The organism is Corynebacterium sp. ACRQK (assembly GCF_022345965.1).
GTDB lineage: Bacteria > Actinomycetota > Actinomycetes > Mycobacteriales > Mycobacteriaceae > Corynebacterium.
In genome coordinates this window covers 107604-123449 of the sequence record NZ_JAKRMU010000003.1, presented here as the reverse complement: position 1 = coordinate 123449, position 15846 = coordinate 107604, and the positions used below count along the sequence as shown (strand labels likewise).

Annotated in this window: 14 protein-coding genes; all 14 read left to right on the top strand. The window is 64.3% G+C overall.

Going from position 1 to position 15846, the window contains the following annotated elements:
- Positions 1–12 precede the first annotated feature (12 nt).
- On the top strand, positions 13–1599 hold the full coding sequence (purH, locus tag MHX63_RS04750) for a bifunctional phosphoribosylaminoimidazolecarboxamide formyltransferase/IMP cyclohydrolase (protein ID WP_239387463.1): 1587 nt from the start codon (positions 13–15) through the stop codon (positions 1597–1599).
- Positions 1600–1716: 117 nt separating this feature from the next.
- Positions 1717–2532, top strand: coding sequence for a hypothetical protein (locus MHX63_RS04745; RefSeq protein ID WP_239387462.1), 816 nt, complete (start codon positions 1717–1719; stop codon positions 2530–2532).
- A gap of 82 nt (positions 2533–2614) precedes the next feature.
- On the top strand, positions 2615–3424 hold the full coding sequence (locus MHX63_RS04740; protein WP_239387461.1) for a hypothetical protein: 810 nt from the start codon (positions 2615–2617) through the stop codon (positions 3422–3424).
- A 50-nt stretch (positions 3425–3474) separates the two neighbouring features.
- Positions 3475–4089, top strand: a complete 615-nt coding sequence (locus MHX63_RS04735) for a TetR/AcrR family transcriptional regulator (protein WP_239387460.1) — start codon at positions 3475–3477, stop codon at positions 4087–4089.
- 193 nt (positions 4090–4282) lie between these two features.
- A complete protein-coding gene (locus MHX63_RS04730; RefSeq protein WP_370644102.1) occupies positions 4283–5899 on the top strand; it encodes an acyl-CoA carboxylase subunit beta in 1617 nt (538 codons plus the stop codon).
- Positions 5900–5947: 48 nt separating this feature from the next.
- Entirely contained in the window at positions 5948–8056 is a 2109-nt protein-coding gene (locus MHX63_RS04725; RefSeq protein ID WP_239387459.1) for a biotin carboxylase N-terminal domain-containing protein, read from the top strand.
- Positions 8057–8131: 75 nt separating this feature from the next.
- Positions 8132–9301: an acyl-CoA dehydrogenase family protein gene (locus MHX63_RS04720; RefSeq protein WP_239387458.1), complete on the top strand. Its 1170-nt coding sequence runs from the start codon at positions 8132–8134 to the stop codon at positions 9299–9301.
- Positions 9302–9385: 84 nt separating this feature from the next.
- Positions 9386–9886, top strand: a complete 501-nt coding sequence (locus tag MHX63_RS04715; RefSeq protein ID WP_239387457.1) for a MaoC family dehydratase — start codon at positions 9386–9388, stop codon at positions 9884–9886.
- Entirely contained in the window at positions 9879–10775 is an 897-nt protein-coding gene (locus MHX63_RS04710) for a CoA ester lyase (RefSeq protein ID WP_239387456.1), read from the top strand. Before MHX63_RS04715 ends, MHX63_RS04710 begins: the two co-directional genes overlap by 8 nt.
- A gap of 85 nt (positions 10776–10860) precedes the next feature.
- On the top strand, positions 10861–12555 hold the full coding sequence (locus tag MHX63_RS04705; protein ID WP_239387455.1) for an AMP-binding protein: 1695 nt from the start codon (positions 10861–10863) through the stop codon (positions 12553–12555).
- Positions 12556–12603: 48 nt separating this feature from the next.
- Complete coding sequence (locus MHX63_RS04700; protein ID WP_239387454.1) at positions 12604–13380, top strand: CoA transferase subunit A; 777 nt, start codon at positions 12604–12606, stop codon at positions 13378–13380.
- Entirely contained in the window at positions 13377–14018 is a 642-nt protein-coding gene (locus MHX63_RS04695) for a CoA transferase subunit B (RefSeq protein WP_034988126.1), read from the top strand. The genes MHX63_RS04700 and MHX63_RS04695 overlap by 4 nt, the downstream gene beginning before the upstream one ends.
- Before the next feature lie 105 nt (positions 14019–14123).
- Positions 14124–15317 (top strand): acetyl-CoA C-acetyltransferase, encoded by a 1194-nt coding sequence (locus tag MHX63_RS04690; protein WP_239387453.1) that lies wholly within the window; start codon positions 14124–14126, stop codon positions 15315–15317.
- Complete coding sequence (locus tag MHX63_RS04685; protein WP_239387452.1) at positions 15308–15766, top strand: DUF2752 domain-containing protein; 459 nt, start codon at positions 15308–15310, stop codon at positions 15764–15766. Before MHX63_RS04690 ends, MHX63_RS04685 begins: the two co-directional genes overlap by 10 nt.
- The last annotated feature ends 80 nt before the right edge of the window (positions 15767–15846 follow it).

The following is a 15846-nucleotide window of genomic DNA, read 5'->3' as shown; positions in this document are numbered from 1 at the left end:
GGATCCAAAACCATGAGTGATGGCACCACAGCAACCAACGGCGCAGACAAGAAGGAAATCCGTCGCGCACTGATCAGCGTGTACGACAAGACCGGCCTGGAGGAGCTGGCCAAGGGGCTGCACTCCGCGGGCGTGGACATCGTCTCCACCGGTTCCACCGCCAAGAAGATCGCGGAAGCCGGAGTGCCCGTGACCGAGGTTGAATCGCTGACCGGATTCCCGGAGGTGCTGGAAGGCCGCGTGAAGACCCTGCACCCGCGCGTGCACGCAGGAATCCTGGCCGACACCGGTAAGGAAGACCACCTGAAGCAGCTGGAGGACTTGGGTATCGAGGCCTTCCAGTTGGTCATTGTGAACCTGTACCCGTTCACCGAGACCGTGGCCTCCGGAGCCGACTTCGATGCCTGCGTGGAGCAGATCGACATCGGCGGCCCGTCCATGGTGCGCGCCGCCGCGAAGAACCACCCGTCTGTGGCCGTTGTGGTGGACCCTAATCGCTACGAGGACGTCGTGGCAGCTGCCAATGCCGGGGGCTTCACCCGCGCCGAGCGCACCGACCTGGCTGTGGATGCTTTCCGTCACACGGCTGCGTATGACGTGGCTGTAGCTACCTGGATGGGCGAGCAGACCGTCGCGCAGTTCCCCGAGTGGATCGGTGCCTCCTACGAGCGTGCCAACGTGCTGCGCTACGGCGAGAACCCGCACCAGGCTGCGGCGCTGTACTCCGATGGCACCGGCCTGGCCGGCGCCAAGCAGTTCCATGGCAAGGAGATGAGCTACAACAACTACACCGACGCGGATGCCGCTTGGCGCGCTGCGTGGGATCACAAGCGTCCGACCGTGGCCATCATCAAGCACGCCAACCCGTGTGGCATCGCTGTTTCCGATGCGTCGATCGCCGATGCCCACAAGAAGGCACACGCCTGCGACCCGATGTCCGCATTCGGCGGCGTGATCGCAGTGAACCGCGAGGTTAGCGTGGAAATGGCCAACCAGGTAGCTGAGGTGTTCACTGAGGTCATTATCGCGCCGGGCTACGAGGAAGGCGCGGTCGAGGTTCTGTCCCAGAAGAAGAACATCCGCATCCTGCAGGCAGATGCCCCGAGCGAGGAGCCGGAGCTGCAGGGTCGCGAGATCTCCGGCGGACTGCTGGTGCAGCAGGTCGACGCCATCGATGCGAAGGGCGACGACCCGAGCAACTGGACGCTGGCTGCCGGCGAGGCTGCCGACGAGGCCACCCTGCGCGAGCTGGAGTTCGCTTGGCGCACCGTGCGTGCGGTGAAGTCGAACGCGATCCTGCTGGCCAAGGATGACGCCACTGTGGGTGTGGGCATGGGCCAGGTCAACCGCGTGGACGCCGCCAAGCTGGCCGTGGAGCGTGCAAACTCCCTGGCGGGAGACGAAAAGCGTGCCGAGGGTGCAGTTGCGGCATCGGATGCTTTCTTCCCCTTCGCCGACGGCTTTGAGGTGCTGGCTGCCGCTGGCGTTCGTGCAGTCGTGCAGCCAGGTGGCTCGGTCCGCGACGCGGAAGTCATCGAGGCAGCGGAGAAGGCGGGCGTCACCATGTACCTCACCGGTGAGCGCCACTTCGCGCACTAGAGTGCGCACTCGCGGTGAGTGGGCTTAACGGTTCGCTACCCGCGAGGCCGGGGGAGCACCTAAAGTTGAATTAGTTTTAATAATTCCAAGACGTTTCAATGCAGGAGTTCCCTGGTTATGTCTAACGAGCACCCCACTGATCCCGGAGTCGGGAAGAACAACCCAGATCAGCCGGAGCCGCCGCAGTACCGCCACAACGAGCAGGGCACGGGGAAGAATCAGTGGCAGGTGCCGTCGCAACAGAGCGGCGGTTCGGGGGCGCAGCCGCCCCAGAATCAGCAGCAGAACTTGCAGGGGCAGCAGTATCAGCAGCCCCCGCAACCCCAATACCAGCCCAACCTGCAAGCCCAGCAGTACGCCTACCCGCAGGAGCCGGAGAAGGAAAGCAAGTTCCTGCCGATCCTAGGTGTCGTGCTGGCCGTGCTCCTTGCCCTTGCCCTGGTCGCGGGTGCCGCATATTACATGGGCTGGATTGGGGACAAGGACGGCACAGATGGCAAGAATGACAAGGCTGCGAGCAGCTCCTCCCAGTCGCAGGGCGAAGAAGGCGAAAGCGCTGACGACGAGGATGCGGCCGCGGAAGGCGAAGACGCCGTAACCGACGACGAGGAAGAAGCCACGGACGACGAAGAGTCCCGCCCGGCTCATCCGAAATTGCCCTCCGGCGCAGTGCCGGCCAACAGCGCAGCTGAGGAAGGCAAGCCTGCGGGCGACTTCAACAGCGTCTACACCGGCAGCGACCTTACTTCTAAGCCTTTCGCAGTAGCCGTACGCGATGCTTTTGTGTCCCACTACCTGGATACCGACAGGATGAACGGTACCGTTTCCGCGTATTCGTCCGTCACGGGGCAGACCTACTCCATGAAGTGCAGGGATAACGGTGAGTACGTGACCTGCACGGGAGGCAACAATGCCATCGTTTACATCTCCTAGGCTCAGCTCGCTTCGCCGCAGTCTGGCCGCCGCCGTGCTCTGCGCTGCGAGCGTTGCCGTTGCGGGGTGCACGATTGGGGATGTGGAAAAGGATGGCGCCACCGGGTCCGGCCAGGCCAACCCGTCCAACCAGTCCAGTCCAGCCCAACAGGACGGGAAGCCGAAGTCCCGCGGCCCGCAGCCGACCACTGGGGCGTCCACACCAGAAAAACCGCAGGAAGGGCAGCGCGGGGAACTTGACTACGACGGTGCCGCGACCATCGCAGTGGCCGGAATGGATGGCGCGGGGGAAACGGCTGTGGCTCCGTGGTCAACCGTGAAGGTACCGATTGCGATAGCTGCGCTGCGGAATGACCCGAGCTTCCAGGACGTGATGACGCAGGCGATACAGAATTCGGACAATGCGGCGGCGGAAACGCTGTGGGGCTCGCTGGGCTCCCCGGAGCAGGCAGCGGAGGCGACCGGCGCAGTGATCCGCGAGGGTGATAGTAGCGCAAGGGTGGAGTCACAAGTGGTGCGCCCGGGGTTTAGCTCCTTCGGGCAGAGCGATTGGTCGCTGAGCGCGCAGGCAGATTTCGCCTCCCACCTGCGGTGTATTCAAGGGGCCGAGCCGGTGGTTTCCGCCATGGGCAACATCGGCAATGGAGGTGGCTACGGGCTGGGGACGATCCCGGGCGCGATTTTTAAGGGCGGCTGGGGGCCGAACGCCGCGGGCGTATCTGGGCTGCGACAGTTCGGGTTAATCCCGAGGTCTGGGGGCTCGGGCTATGTGGCCGTTGCCATCGCAGTGGAAAGCCCGGATGGTAGCTACGAGGCCGGACAAGCGGAGCTGACTGCTGCGGCGGAGTTTCTGCGGTCGAAGGTGGACAGTCTGCCGGAGGCAGCCTGCTAATCGCGGAGAACGTATTCAGTTAGCGACGCTTAACCAGTAGGGTGTTGGCTATGCGTTCTCATTATCTAGCTGAGCCCGCCACGGAAGGCCTGTCTGCACGTGCCGCGGCAAAGGAGCAGCGACGGGTGGAGCTACTGCGCGCCGCTGCTACGATCATGGCCAACAAGGGATTCCACGGAACGAGCCTGGAAGAAGTCGGGCACGCTGTAGGAGTTTCTGGACCGGCGGTGTATCGGCACTTTTCCGGTAAGGAAGAGATCCTGACGGAACTGATGACAGGCATCTCGGAACACCTGCTTTCCGAAGCGCGCAAAATCGTCGACGGCCTGGAAGATCCGCGTGAGCGCCTGGCGGTGCTGATCGACTTCCAGGTGGACTTTGCGCTGTCCCAGCCGGAGCTAATTCGCCTGCATAATCGCGAACTTTTCCGCATGGGGGAGGAGGGGCGCGGGCGCGTGCGTTCCGCCCAGGGAAGCTATTTGAAGATGTTTGCGGAGGCGTTGGGGGAGATGAACGCGCGCTACAAGGGGGAGGCAGGGCGTATCACTGCGCAGCTGGTGGTGGGGATGATTAACTCCTCGGAGTTGACGCACGGCTGGGCATCTACTGTGTTGGTACGGCGGCAGGCTGCGGCTGCAGCGCGCGCGGCGGTGGGGCTGTCGTAGGCAGGTACCGCTTTCGGGGGTGGTTAAAGAGGGGAAACTTTTTAGATTCACTAGCAAAAGTGGTCTAGGTCACTTAAGGTGACGGCAACAAGTTAGTTAATCGCTTGTAACTGAAACTGAAGTGTCGGGCGCTCGACGGCTCTTCGGCACTCGCATTTCGCCACCTTCCGTCATCTTCCAAGGAGCTGCATACGTGGATACTGCAACCACCCAAGCGACAGATCCGGCCAAGCCCCGCGGTGCTACCACCCGCGAAATCCCGAGCCACCGCGAGCTCGTCGAAGAGCTTCGCCAGCGCCTAGCCCGTGCTCAGGCCGGAGGAGGGGAGAAGGCCCGCAAGCGCCACACCGACCGCGGCAAGCTGCTGCCACGTGACCGCATCCGCCTGCTGCTGGACCCCGGCAGCCCGTTCCTGGAGATCGCGCCGCTGGCCGCCGAGGAAATGTACGACGGTAAGGCGCCGGCTGCGGGCATCGTCGCTGGAGTCGGGCTCGTGAGCGGTCGCCTGTGCTTGATCGCCGCTAATGACGCCACCGTCTCCGGCGGCACCTACTACCCGATGACCGTGAAGAAGCACCTCCGTGCTCAGGAGATCGCCGAGCAGAACCATCTGCCGTGCATCTACCTGGTGGACTCCGGCGGCGCGATGCTGCTGCAGCAGGATGACGTGTTCCCGGACCGCAACCACTTCGGCCGCATCTTCTTCAACCAAGCCAACCTGTCGGCCAAGGGCATCCCGCAGCTGTCCGCCGTGATGGGCTCCTGCACTGCCGGTGGCGCCTACGTTCCCGCCATGAGCGACGAGACCATCATCGTGGAAAACCAGGGCACCATCTTTCTGGCCGGCCCACCGCTGGTAAAGGCCGCCACCGGCGAGGACGTAACCCCCGAGGAGCTCGGCGGCGGCGCGATGCACTCCCGGATCTCCGGCGTGACGGATCACCTGGCAGCCGACGACGAGGACGCGCTGCGGATCATGCGCAACATTGTCGAGACTCTGCCGGAATCCAAGCCGACCCCCTGGAAGCGCAGCGCCCCCGTACCGGCTCCGCGCCCGCAGGAGGACCTCTACGACATTGTGCCCACTGACCCGAAGATTCCCTACGATGCGCACGAGGTCATCGAGACCCTGTGCGACGAGGGCAGCCTGTCGGAGTTCAAGAGCGAATACGGCAACAGCATCATCACGACCTTCGCCCGGCTGGAAGGCCACCAGGTCGGAGTGATCGCCAACAATGGCATCATCTTCGCCGAAGCCGCCATGAAGGGCGCACACTTCATCGAGCTCTGCGAGCAGCGGAACATCCCCATCATCTTCCTGCAAAACACCACCGGCTTCATGGTGGGGCGTCAATACGAAGAGGGCGGCATCGCGAAGCACGGGGCGAAGATGGTGAACGCCGTGGCCACCGCATCGGTGCCCAAGCTCACCGTCGTCACCGGCGCTGCCTTCGGCGCGGGCAACTACTCGATGTGCGGGCGGGCCTACTCGCCGCGCTTTTTGTGGATGTGGCCGAATGCGCGCATCGCAGTGATGGGTGGCCCCCAGGCGGCTATGACCCTCTCCACCGTCCGCCGCGCGCAGATCGAGCGCCGGGGCGAGGAATGGTCGGCCGAGGAGCAAGAGGCCTTCGAGGCTCCCATCCGCGAGATGTTCGACGAGAAATCCACCTGCTGGTACTCCACCGCGCGCCTCTGGGACGACGGGGTCATCGACCCCGCGGACACCCGCCGCACCCTCGCCATGGCCCTCGACATCTGCGCCCAGGCTCCGCGCGAGGAAACCGGCTTCGGCGTATTCCGCATGTAACTCCTGTTCAAGCTACCTACGTACCCACCACAAGAAAGAGATACTGACGTGAGTGACACACATGCTCTCACCGGCCCGTTCGATACGGTGCTGGTCGCCAACCGCGGCGAAATCGCGCTGCGTGTGATCCGCACCGTGCATCGCATGGGGCTGAAGGCCGTGGCCGTTTATTCCGAGGCGGACTCCGCCGCCCCGCACGTGCACGCCGCCGACAAGGCCGTGTGCCTGGGTCCTGCCGCCGCTGCGGAGTCTTACCTAAACATCGATAAGGTTATTGACGCCGCCAAGGCGACCGGCGCCGGCGCCATCCACCCCGGCTACGGCTTCCTCTCGGAGAATGCGACCTTTGCAAAGCGTTGCGAGGACGAGGGGATAATCTTCATCGGCCCGCCCGCTGGCGCTATCGACAAGATGGGCGACAAGATCACCGCCCGCGCGACCGTGGAATCCCGCGACGTGCCGACCGTACCCGGGATTTCCCGGCCGAACCTGACTGACCAGGAGATCATCGACGCTGCCGACTCGGTGGGTTTCCCGGTGCTGATCAAGCCTTCCGCCGGCGGTGGCGGCAAGGGAATGCACCTGGTGGAGGAGCCGGAGAAGCTGGCCAGTGCGCTGGTTTCCGCCCGCCGAGAGGCCGCCAGCTCTTTCGGCGATGACACTCTGTTCCTGGAGCACTTCGTGGACACGCCCCGACACATCGAGGTGCAGATCGTCGCCGATTCCCACGGCAACGTCATCCACTTGGGCGAGCGCGAGTGTTCGCTGCAGCGCCGCCACCAGAAGGTTATCGAGGAGGCGCCGTCGGCCCTGCTGGACGAAATGACCCGGCAGGAGATCGGCGAGGCCGCCTGTGATGCAGCCCGAGCCTGCGGCTACTGCGGCGCGGGCACCGTGGAGTTCATCGTCTCCGCTAAGCAGCCCGAGCGCTTCTTCTTCATGGAGATGAACACCCGCCTGCAGGTCGAGCACCCAGTCACGGAAATGGTTACCGGACGCGACCTGGTGGAGTGGCAGATCCGCGTGGCTCGCGGCGAGGCCCTGCCAATTACACAGGACGACGTGCAGCTCAACGGCCACTCGGTGGAGGCGCGCGTCTATGCCGAAGACGCCGCCGCCGGCTTCCTGCCCACCGGTGGTTTAATCACGGGTCTTTCCTGGCCACGCGGGGAAAGGGTTCGTGTGGACGCCGGCGTGGTGGAGGGCCAAGAGGTCAGTTCCGACTACGACCCAATGTTGGCGAAGATTATCACCCATGCCGACACGCGTGAAGCAGCCCTGGAGCGCCTGGACCAGGCACTTTCCCACACTCGCATCGAGGGTCTGACCACCAACATCGACTTCAACCGCTTCCTGGTCACCCGCCCGGAAGTCGTGGCGGGGGATCTGCACACCGGACTGCTGGACTCCATTGTGGAGGACTTCGAGCCCCGCGAGGTTCCCGCGGATACCTTCGCCGTTGCACTGCTGCACCTGGCTGGGGCGCTGGCCGGTGGGGCCGAGGGGGCGTCCGAAACAAAGCCAACCGCATCCCCGCTGGGCAGTGTGTGGACCGCCCGCGACGGTTGGCGCGGCGCTGGGCACCGCGCTCCGCTGCGGCTGGTGCTGGCGGATCCGAGCGGCGTTGCGGCGCCGGTGGAAGCCCGCGCGGAGTACAACGACGGCAGCTGGGAGGTTCAGCTCACGCCGCTGACCAGCGGTGACGACGAGGACGCGCCAGTGCAGCCCGAGACCAGGAGCATCCAGGTGGTCGCCAACCCGCAGGGTAGCGCCACCGAATGGCGGCTCTCCTTCGACGGCGGCTCGGCGGAAAAGTGGAGCGCCACTGCCAACGGCAGCATCACCGGCCCGCACGGCACGCACGTAGTGGAGGTGTTCTCCGGCACTGCGAACGACGCGGAAGCCAGCTCGGAGGAGTCGCCGGACATTCTAAGCCCCATGCCTGGCACGGTCATCGCCGTGGAAGTCGCCGATGGCGACGAGGTCACCGAGGGCCAGCCCGTGATCGTCATCGAGGCCATGAAGATGGAGCACACCCTCGAGGCCACCTGCGGCGGACGGGTCAAGATTAACGCCACCGTCGGGCAGAAGGTCGGCACCGGAGAGGTGCTGGCGGAGGTCATCGTCGCCGACAGCGCCGATACCGCCGACAGCTAGAAACCTCACTTCACACGTATCTCCCTAACCCAGACACCCAACCCAAACACCCAACCCAGAAAGAGGACCGAAACCATGAGCCAGAGCACCAAGAACCGCAACCCCTACCTCTCCGACGAGCTGCACGAGCTGCGTGACGCGGTGGAGGACTTCGCCAACCGCGTGGTCGACCCCGTCGCCGCCCAGCACGACCGCGATCACACTTTCCCCTACGATGTTGTCCGCCAGATGGGAGAAATGGGGCTGTTCGGCCTGCCGATCTCCGAGGAATACGGCGGCATGGGCGGCGACTACATGGCCCTCGGCGTGGCTCTGGAAGAGCTTGCCCGCGTAGACCAGTCCGTCGCCATCACCCTGGAGGCCGGAGTTTCCCTGGGAATCATGCCGATCTACCGCTTCGGCAGCGACAAGCAGAAGGAGACCTACCTACCCAACCTGGTGGCGGGCAAGAACCTGGCGGGCTTCGGCCTGACCGAGCCCGAGGCCGGATCGGATGCTGGCGGCACCAAGACCACCGCTAAGCTCGACGGCGGCGAATGGGTCATCAACGGCTCCAAGCAGTTCATCACCAACTCCGGCACGGACATCACCTCCCTGGTCACCGCCACCGCCGTCACCGGCCAGCGGGAGAACGGGAAGAAGGAGATCTCCGCCATCATCGTGCCCAGCGGCACTCCTGGTTTTACTGCCGAGCCCTCGTACAACAAGGTCGGCTGGAACGCCTCCGACACCCACCCGCTGACCTTCGACAACGTCCGCGTGCCGGAGGAGAACCTCGTCGGCGAGCGCGGCCGCGGCTTCGCCTACTTCCTGTCCATCCTCGAAGAAGGACGCATCGCCATCGCCGCGCTGGCCACGGGTGCCGCCCAGGGCTGCGTGGACGAGTGCGTGCGCTACGCCAAGGAGCGCACCAGCTTCGGCAAGCCGATCTCTGAGTACCAGGCCATCAGCTTCAAGATCGCCCGCATGGAGGCCCGCGCCTGGACCGCCCGCCAGGCCTGGTACGCAGCGGCGGCGAAAATGGCCGCGGGGGAGAACTTCAGCAAGGAAGCCTCCATCGCCAAGATGGTCGCCTCCGAGGCGGCGATGGATAACGCCCGCGATGCAACGCAGATCCACGGCGGCTACGGATTCATGAACGAATACCGCGTTGCCCGCCACTACCGCGACTCCAAGATTCTCGAGATCGGCGAGGGCACCACCGAGGTGCAGCAAATGCTCATCGCCCGAGCCCTGGGCGTATAAGCCACCCCCTACGCAGCGCGGGGACGAGAAGGCGTCAACAAAAAGCATCAGCAAGCAAGCGAAAAGTATAGGAGACCAGCGACAATGAGCGCAGAAAAACAAGTTGTGCAGCGCGGCCTATGGTTCGAGGAGTTCACCGAGGGTGTGGTCTACCGGCACCAACCCGGGCGTACCGTCACCGAGGCGGATAACACCCTGTTCACCACCATGACCATGAACACCCAGCCGCTGCACATCGACGCGGCATGGGCCGCCAGGCAGGATGGCTTCGGTGGCGAGCGGCTGGTGAACTCCATGTTCACCTTGTCCACGGTGGTGGGCCTGTCCGTCAGCCAGCTTTCCCTGGGCACCATCGTGGCCAACCTGGGGTTTAGCGAGATTTCCTTCCCCGCGCCCATGTTCCACGGCGATACCCTGTACGCCGAAACGCGCTGCGTGGGTAAGCGACTGTCGAAGTCGCGCCCCGGGCAGGGCATCGTGGAGCTGGAGCACATCGGGCGCAACCAGGACGGCACCATCGTGTGCAAGGCCACGCGCAAGACGCTGATGCAGTGCGCGCCGGAAAGCTCGGGTGACGATGTCTAACACTGCATGGTCTAACACCGCATGGCTACCACAGGGTCCCGCGCTGCTGTTCGCCCCGGCCGACCGCCCCGAGCGCTTCGCCAAGGCCGCTGACCGCTCCGACATGGTCATCCTCGACCTCGAGGACGGCTGCCGCGCCGAAAACCGCGCCGAGGCTCGGCAGAACGTAATCCACGCGGACCTAGACCCGGAGCGCACCATCGTGCGCATTAACCCCACCGATTCGCCCGATTTCGCCGCGGACCTTGCCGCCGTCACGGACTCGCCGTTTAGGACCGTGATGGTGCCGAAGGTGGAAAGCGCTCTCGTCCTTGGTGACGCCGACTCCAACCGCCGTGCGCTTCCCGAAGACTTTCGCGCAATCGCCCTGATCGAAACCCCCAGGGGCGTGGTGAACCTCGCGGAGATCGCCGCAGACCCGCAGGTGATGGCCCTGTTCTGGGGTGCCGAGGACCTCACTGCGGCACTCGGTGGGACGAGCTCCCGCTACGGTGCCGGGGAAGTTCCCACCCCCGGTGGCGGGCCGTCCGGCCACCCGGGAGGCTACCGCGAGGTCCCGCGCCTGACCCGTGCAATGGTGCTGCTGCACGCAGCCGCGGCGGGCATCGTGGCGCTGGATTCCATCCACGCGGACACGAAGGATACGGAAGGTGCTAGCGCCGAGGCCATCGATGCAGCCGCCAGTGGCTTCGCCGCCACCGTTTCGATCCACCCCGGCCTGGTGCCCGTCATCCGCGAGGCCTACGCGCCCACCGAGGAGCAAGCCACCTGGGCGCGCCGGGTCATCGAAGGGGCGGCCGAGAACTCCGGGGCGTTTGCGCTGGACGGCCAGATGATCGATGCGCCCCTGCTGCGCCAGGCCGAGGTGATTGCTGCCAGGATTCGCTAGTTTCCTGAAATTCTTCCCTCTCTACCTACTCCAAACTGCTTCAACTCCAACGCAAGATCCCTTTCCAACGAAAAGGTTGATAACCATGACTACCCCGACTCGCAACGACCGTCCGATTGTTATTTCCGACCCGGCGGACCTGGACCCCACCCTGTCGCACCAGGTTGGACGTACCGACGTAGACCTGCTGGACGAGACCATCGGCCAGTGCCTCGCCCGCATCGTGGCCGAGTACCCGGACCACGACGCGATCATCGACTTCTACGGCGACGTACACCTGACCTATACGGAGTTCTACCGCAAGGTGCAGCGCCTGGCCTCCGGCCTACATGCTGCCGGTTACCGCAAGGGCGACCGCATCGGCATCTGGGCGCCCAACCGCTGGGAGTGGACTCTGGTGCAGTTCGCCACCGCTGAGATCGGCGCGATCCTGGTCTGCATCAACCCGTCCTACCGCCACAAGGAGCTGGTTTACGCCATGGGCCAGTCCGGAGTGAAGGGCTTGTTCTCCGCGGGCCGCTTCAAGGACTCGAACTACCGCGCGATGATTGACGCGGCGGAAAGCCAGTTCAGCCGCCACAACTACAAGGAGACGATCTTCTTCGGCTCCGAGCGCTGGGACGAGCTGGCCAACCATGCGATCCTGGACCTGAACCCGGTGCGCGAGCAGCTGCACCCGGACGATCCCATCAACATCCAGTACACCTCCGGCACCACCGGCATGGCCAAGGGCGCCACCCTGACCCACCGCAACATTCTGAACAACGGCTACCTGGTGGGGGAGACCCTGCAGTACACCGACCAGGATAAGGTCGTCATCCCCGTTCCTTTCTTCCACTGCTTCGGCATGGTGATGGGCAACCTGGGTGCTATCACCCACGGCGCAACGACGATCATCGCCGGCCCGGTGTTCAACCCGCAGTCGGTGCTGGAGGCCGTCGAGCACGGCAAGGCCACCAGCTTGTTCGGCGTGCCGACGATGTTCATGGCGGAGCTCGACGAGATCGAACACTCCAAGGCCAAGGGCAAGACCTATGACCTTTCCAGCCTGCGCACCGGCATCATGTCCGGCACCGCCTGCCCAACTCGCACGATGCGGCAGGTGATGGACATCATGAACATCAACGAGATCACCATCGCCTACGGTATGACGGAAACCTCTCCGGTGAACCACCAGACGCTGGTGGATGACCCAATTGAGAAGCGCGTGGGCACCGTCGGCCGTCCCAACCCGCACATCGAAGTGAAGATCGTGGACCCCGAGACGGGCGAGACCGTGAAGCGTGGCGAGCAGGGCGAAATCCTAATCCGTGGCTTCCTGGTGATGCAGGGCTACTGGGACATGCCCGGCAAGACGGCGGATGCTATCGACGAGGACGGTTGGATGCACTCCGGCGACCTGGGAACGATGGACGAGGAAGGCTACGCACGCATCACGGGACGAGCGAAGGACATGGTGATCCGCGGTGGCGAGAACCTTTACCCGCGGGAAATCGAAGAGTTCCTCATGGCGCACCCGGACATCTCCGACGTGCAGGTCGTCGGCGTACCGGACGAGAAGTACGGCGAGGAACTGATGGCCTTCATCATCATGCGCGAGGACGCCGAACCGTTGGATCAGGCAGCAGTTCGTGAGTTCTGCGCTGGCGACCTGACCCGCCACAAGATCCCGAAGTACGTCGAATGCGTGGACTCCTTCCCGATGACGCTTTCGGGCAAGGTCCGCAAGGTCGAGCTGCGCGAGCACGCGGTGGAGCTGCTCGGGATCTACCAGAAGTAAGCAACAGCCCAAACTGCTCATACTGACCCAAACAGAAAGGAAGCAACCGTGAGCACCACAGCGCCACATCATTCAAAACTGCGCACTGCCGCGGAGGCAATCGCTGACATTACAGACGGCGCCACCCTGGCCGTCGGCGGATTCGGGGTGTGCGGCATCCCGCAGGTCCTGCTCGAGGAACTCAGCCGCACGCAGGTCAAAGACCTGGAAGCGGTAAGTAACAACGCCGGCCTGGATGGCCGCGGCCTGGGGCTGCTGCTGGCGAACCACCAGCTACGTCGCATCGTGGCCAGCTACGTCGGCGAGAACAAGGAGTTCGCCCGCCAGTACCTAGACGGCGAGCTCGAGGTAGAGCTCACCCCGCAGGGCACTCTAGCCGAGCGGCTGCGCGCCGGCGGCTCCGGCATCGGCGCCTTCTTCACCCGCACCGGCGTGGGCACGCTCGTCGCCGAGGGCGGCATGCCGTGGAAGTACGATCAGGCGGACAAGACCAAAGTGGAGGTGGCCTCCCCGGCCAAGGAAACCCGCACCATCGACGGCGAGGACTATGTGCTGGAAACCGCCATCCGCGCCGACTTTGGCCTGGTCCGCGCCGCCGTAGCCGACAAGGACGGCAACCTGCGCTTCGCTAAGACTGCCCGCAACTTCAACCCCCTGGCTGCCATGAGCGGCAAGATTTGCATCGTGGAGGCCGAAAAGGTTGTGGAGGTCGGCGAACTCGACCCGGATGACATTCACCTGCCCGGTGTGTTCGTCCATCGAATCGTGGAGCTTTCCCCGGAACAGGCAGCCGACAAGATGATTGAAAAGGAGACCGTGCGATGACCGGCTGGACCAGGCAAGAAATGGCCGCCCGTGCCGCCCAGGAGCTCGAGGATGGCCAGTACGTAAACCTGGGCATCGGCATGCCCACCTTGGTGCCGAACTATGTGCCGGAGGGAGTGACCGTTTCCCTGCAATCGGAAAATGGCATGCTAGGTATCGGCCCCTACCCGGAAGCGGGCCACGCCGACCCGGACCTCATCAACGCGGGCAAGGAGACGGTGACGGCACTGCCCGGCACCAGCTACTTCGATTCCGCCTTAAGTTTCGGCATGATTCGCGCGGGCAAGATCGACGTCGCCATCCTGGGCGCCATGGAAGTTAACGCCCGCGGCGACATCGCCAACTGGATGGTGCCCGGCAAGATGGTCAAGGGTATGGGTGGCGCCATGGATCTGGTCGTCGGCGCGCGCCGGGTGATCGTCCTCATGGATCACACCACCAAGACCGGGGAGCCGAAGCTCATCGAGGAGCTCACGCTGCCAACTACGGGCCTCGGCGTGGTCGATCGGATCATTACGGATCTGGCCGTTTTCGATCGTGACGAAGGTGGATTGACCTTGGTGGAGCTGGCACCTGGCGTCACTACAGAAGAGGTAGAAGAAAAGACCGCAGTGCCGTTTAGGACGGCGCTGGGGTAGACCCCCAATCGGCCTCGCTGGGCCATTGTTCGTGCCATACTTGAGGGCACAACGAAGGCTTTTTAAGCGATGACGCCACTAGTTTCGAAAGTTAGGATTTATCAGATGACCTTGCAGGAAGACCCGAAGGACATTGTCGTTGTAGGCGCAGCACGCACCCCGCAGGGACGCATGCTCGGCGCGCTGGCGAAGAAGAGTGCAGTCGATCTGGGCGCAGAGACCATCAAGGCTGTACTGGAGCGCTCCGGTGTGTCGGCGGATGCCGTGGATTACGTACTGATGGGCCAGGTTGTGCAGGCGGGCTCCGGACAGAACCCCGCGAAGCAGTCCGCGGTGGCCGCAGGCATCCCGATGAACGTTCCCGCTATGACGGTGAACAAGGTGTGCCTATCCGGCCTGGATGCCGTGATTAACGCTTCCCGCCTGATCCGCCTGGGTGACGCCAGCATCGTCGTCGCCGGCGGTCAGGAGTCCATGACGAACGCCCCGCACGTCGCCGCGGGCGTGCGCGCGGGCAAGGGCTACGGCTCCCTGGCGCTGCAGGACTCCCTGGAGCGCGACGGCCTGTCCGACCCGAACGAGGGCACCGCCATGGGGCTGGAGACCGACGAGGGCAACGCCGAGCGCGGCATCACCCGCGAGGAGCAGGACGAGATCGCTGCCCGCTCCCACCAGCTGGCCGAGGCCGCGACCAACGACGGCGTCTTCAACGATGAGATCGTCTCCATCGAGGTAAAGGGGCGCAAGGAGACCGTGACCGTCTCCACCGACGAGGGCATCCGGCCCGGTACTACCGCTGAGGGGCTCGCGAAGCTGCGTCCGGCTTTCGTGAAGGACGGCACCATCACCGCCGCCTCTGCCTCCCAGATCTCCGACGGTGCGGCAGCCGTGGTGCTGACCACCCGCGAGAACGCTGAGGCCAAGGGGCTGGAGATCCTAGCCACCCTGGGCGAGTACGGCCAGACCGCCGGCCCGGATACCAAGCTGCACTCCCAGCCGTCGCAGGCCACCGCCGCGGCACTGAAGAAGGCCGGCTGGGAGGCCGGCGACTTGGACTTCCTGGAGATCAACGAGGCGTTCGCCTCCGTTGTCGCACAGTCCATCAAGGACCTCGACTACCCGCTGGAGAAGACCAACATCCACGGCGGCGGCATCTCCCTGGGCCACCCGATCGGCGCCTCCGGTGCCCGTCTGGTGGTTCACGCGGCACACGAGCTGAAGCGCCGCGGCTCCGGCAAGGCTGCCGTTTCCCTGTGTGGCGGCGGCGGTCAGGGTGACGCGCTGCTGCTGTGGCGCTAGGCCTCCGTTCGGGTAGCGGCGACCGTACTGGCATCGGCGCGGCTACCGGGGTTTTTGCAAAGCTGCTGCCGCTGGCCGTCGGCGCGGCAGCGGTATGTGCGTGCTGCGCCATAGCCGCAGCCGATCCGCAGACCCCGGGTGGGGTGATCCCAGAATGCCCCACGAAGGCGCTATTCGGATTCAACTGTCCCGGCTGCGGTTCGATGCGCATGATCCAGGCGCTTGTCCAGGGAGACTTCGGCGCAGCTCTGCATTACAACGCGGTTGGGATCTTCGCCGTCGTCCTCTTGATCTGGAGCTGGCTGGCGTGGACCGCACGGTCATGGGGGAAACGAATCCCCAACTGGGAGCATTTCCGGCGCGCACCCATGGCGGTGGGAATAGTGATCGGACTATGGTTCATCGCGCGCATCCTGCCGTTCTCGCCGTTTCTAGAATTGCGCGTATAAATTCTTTCGATCCGGGAACATTCTGCGCTGCTTTGGTATTTTAATGACGTATTTCATTTACCAACCAACTCCAAGAAGTC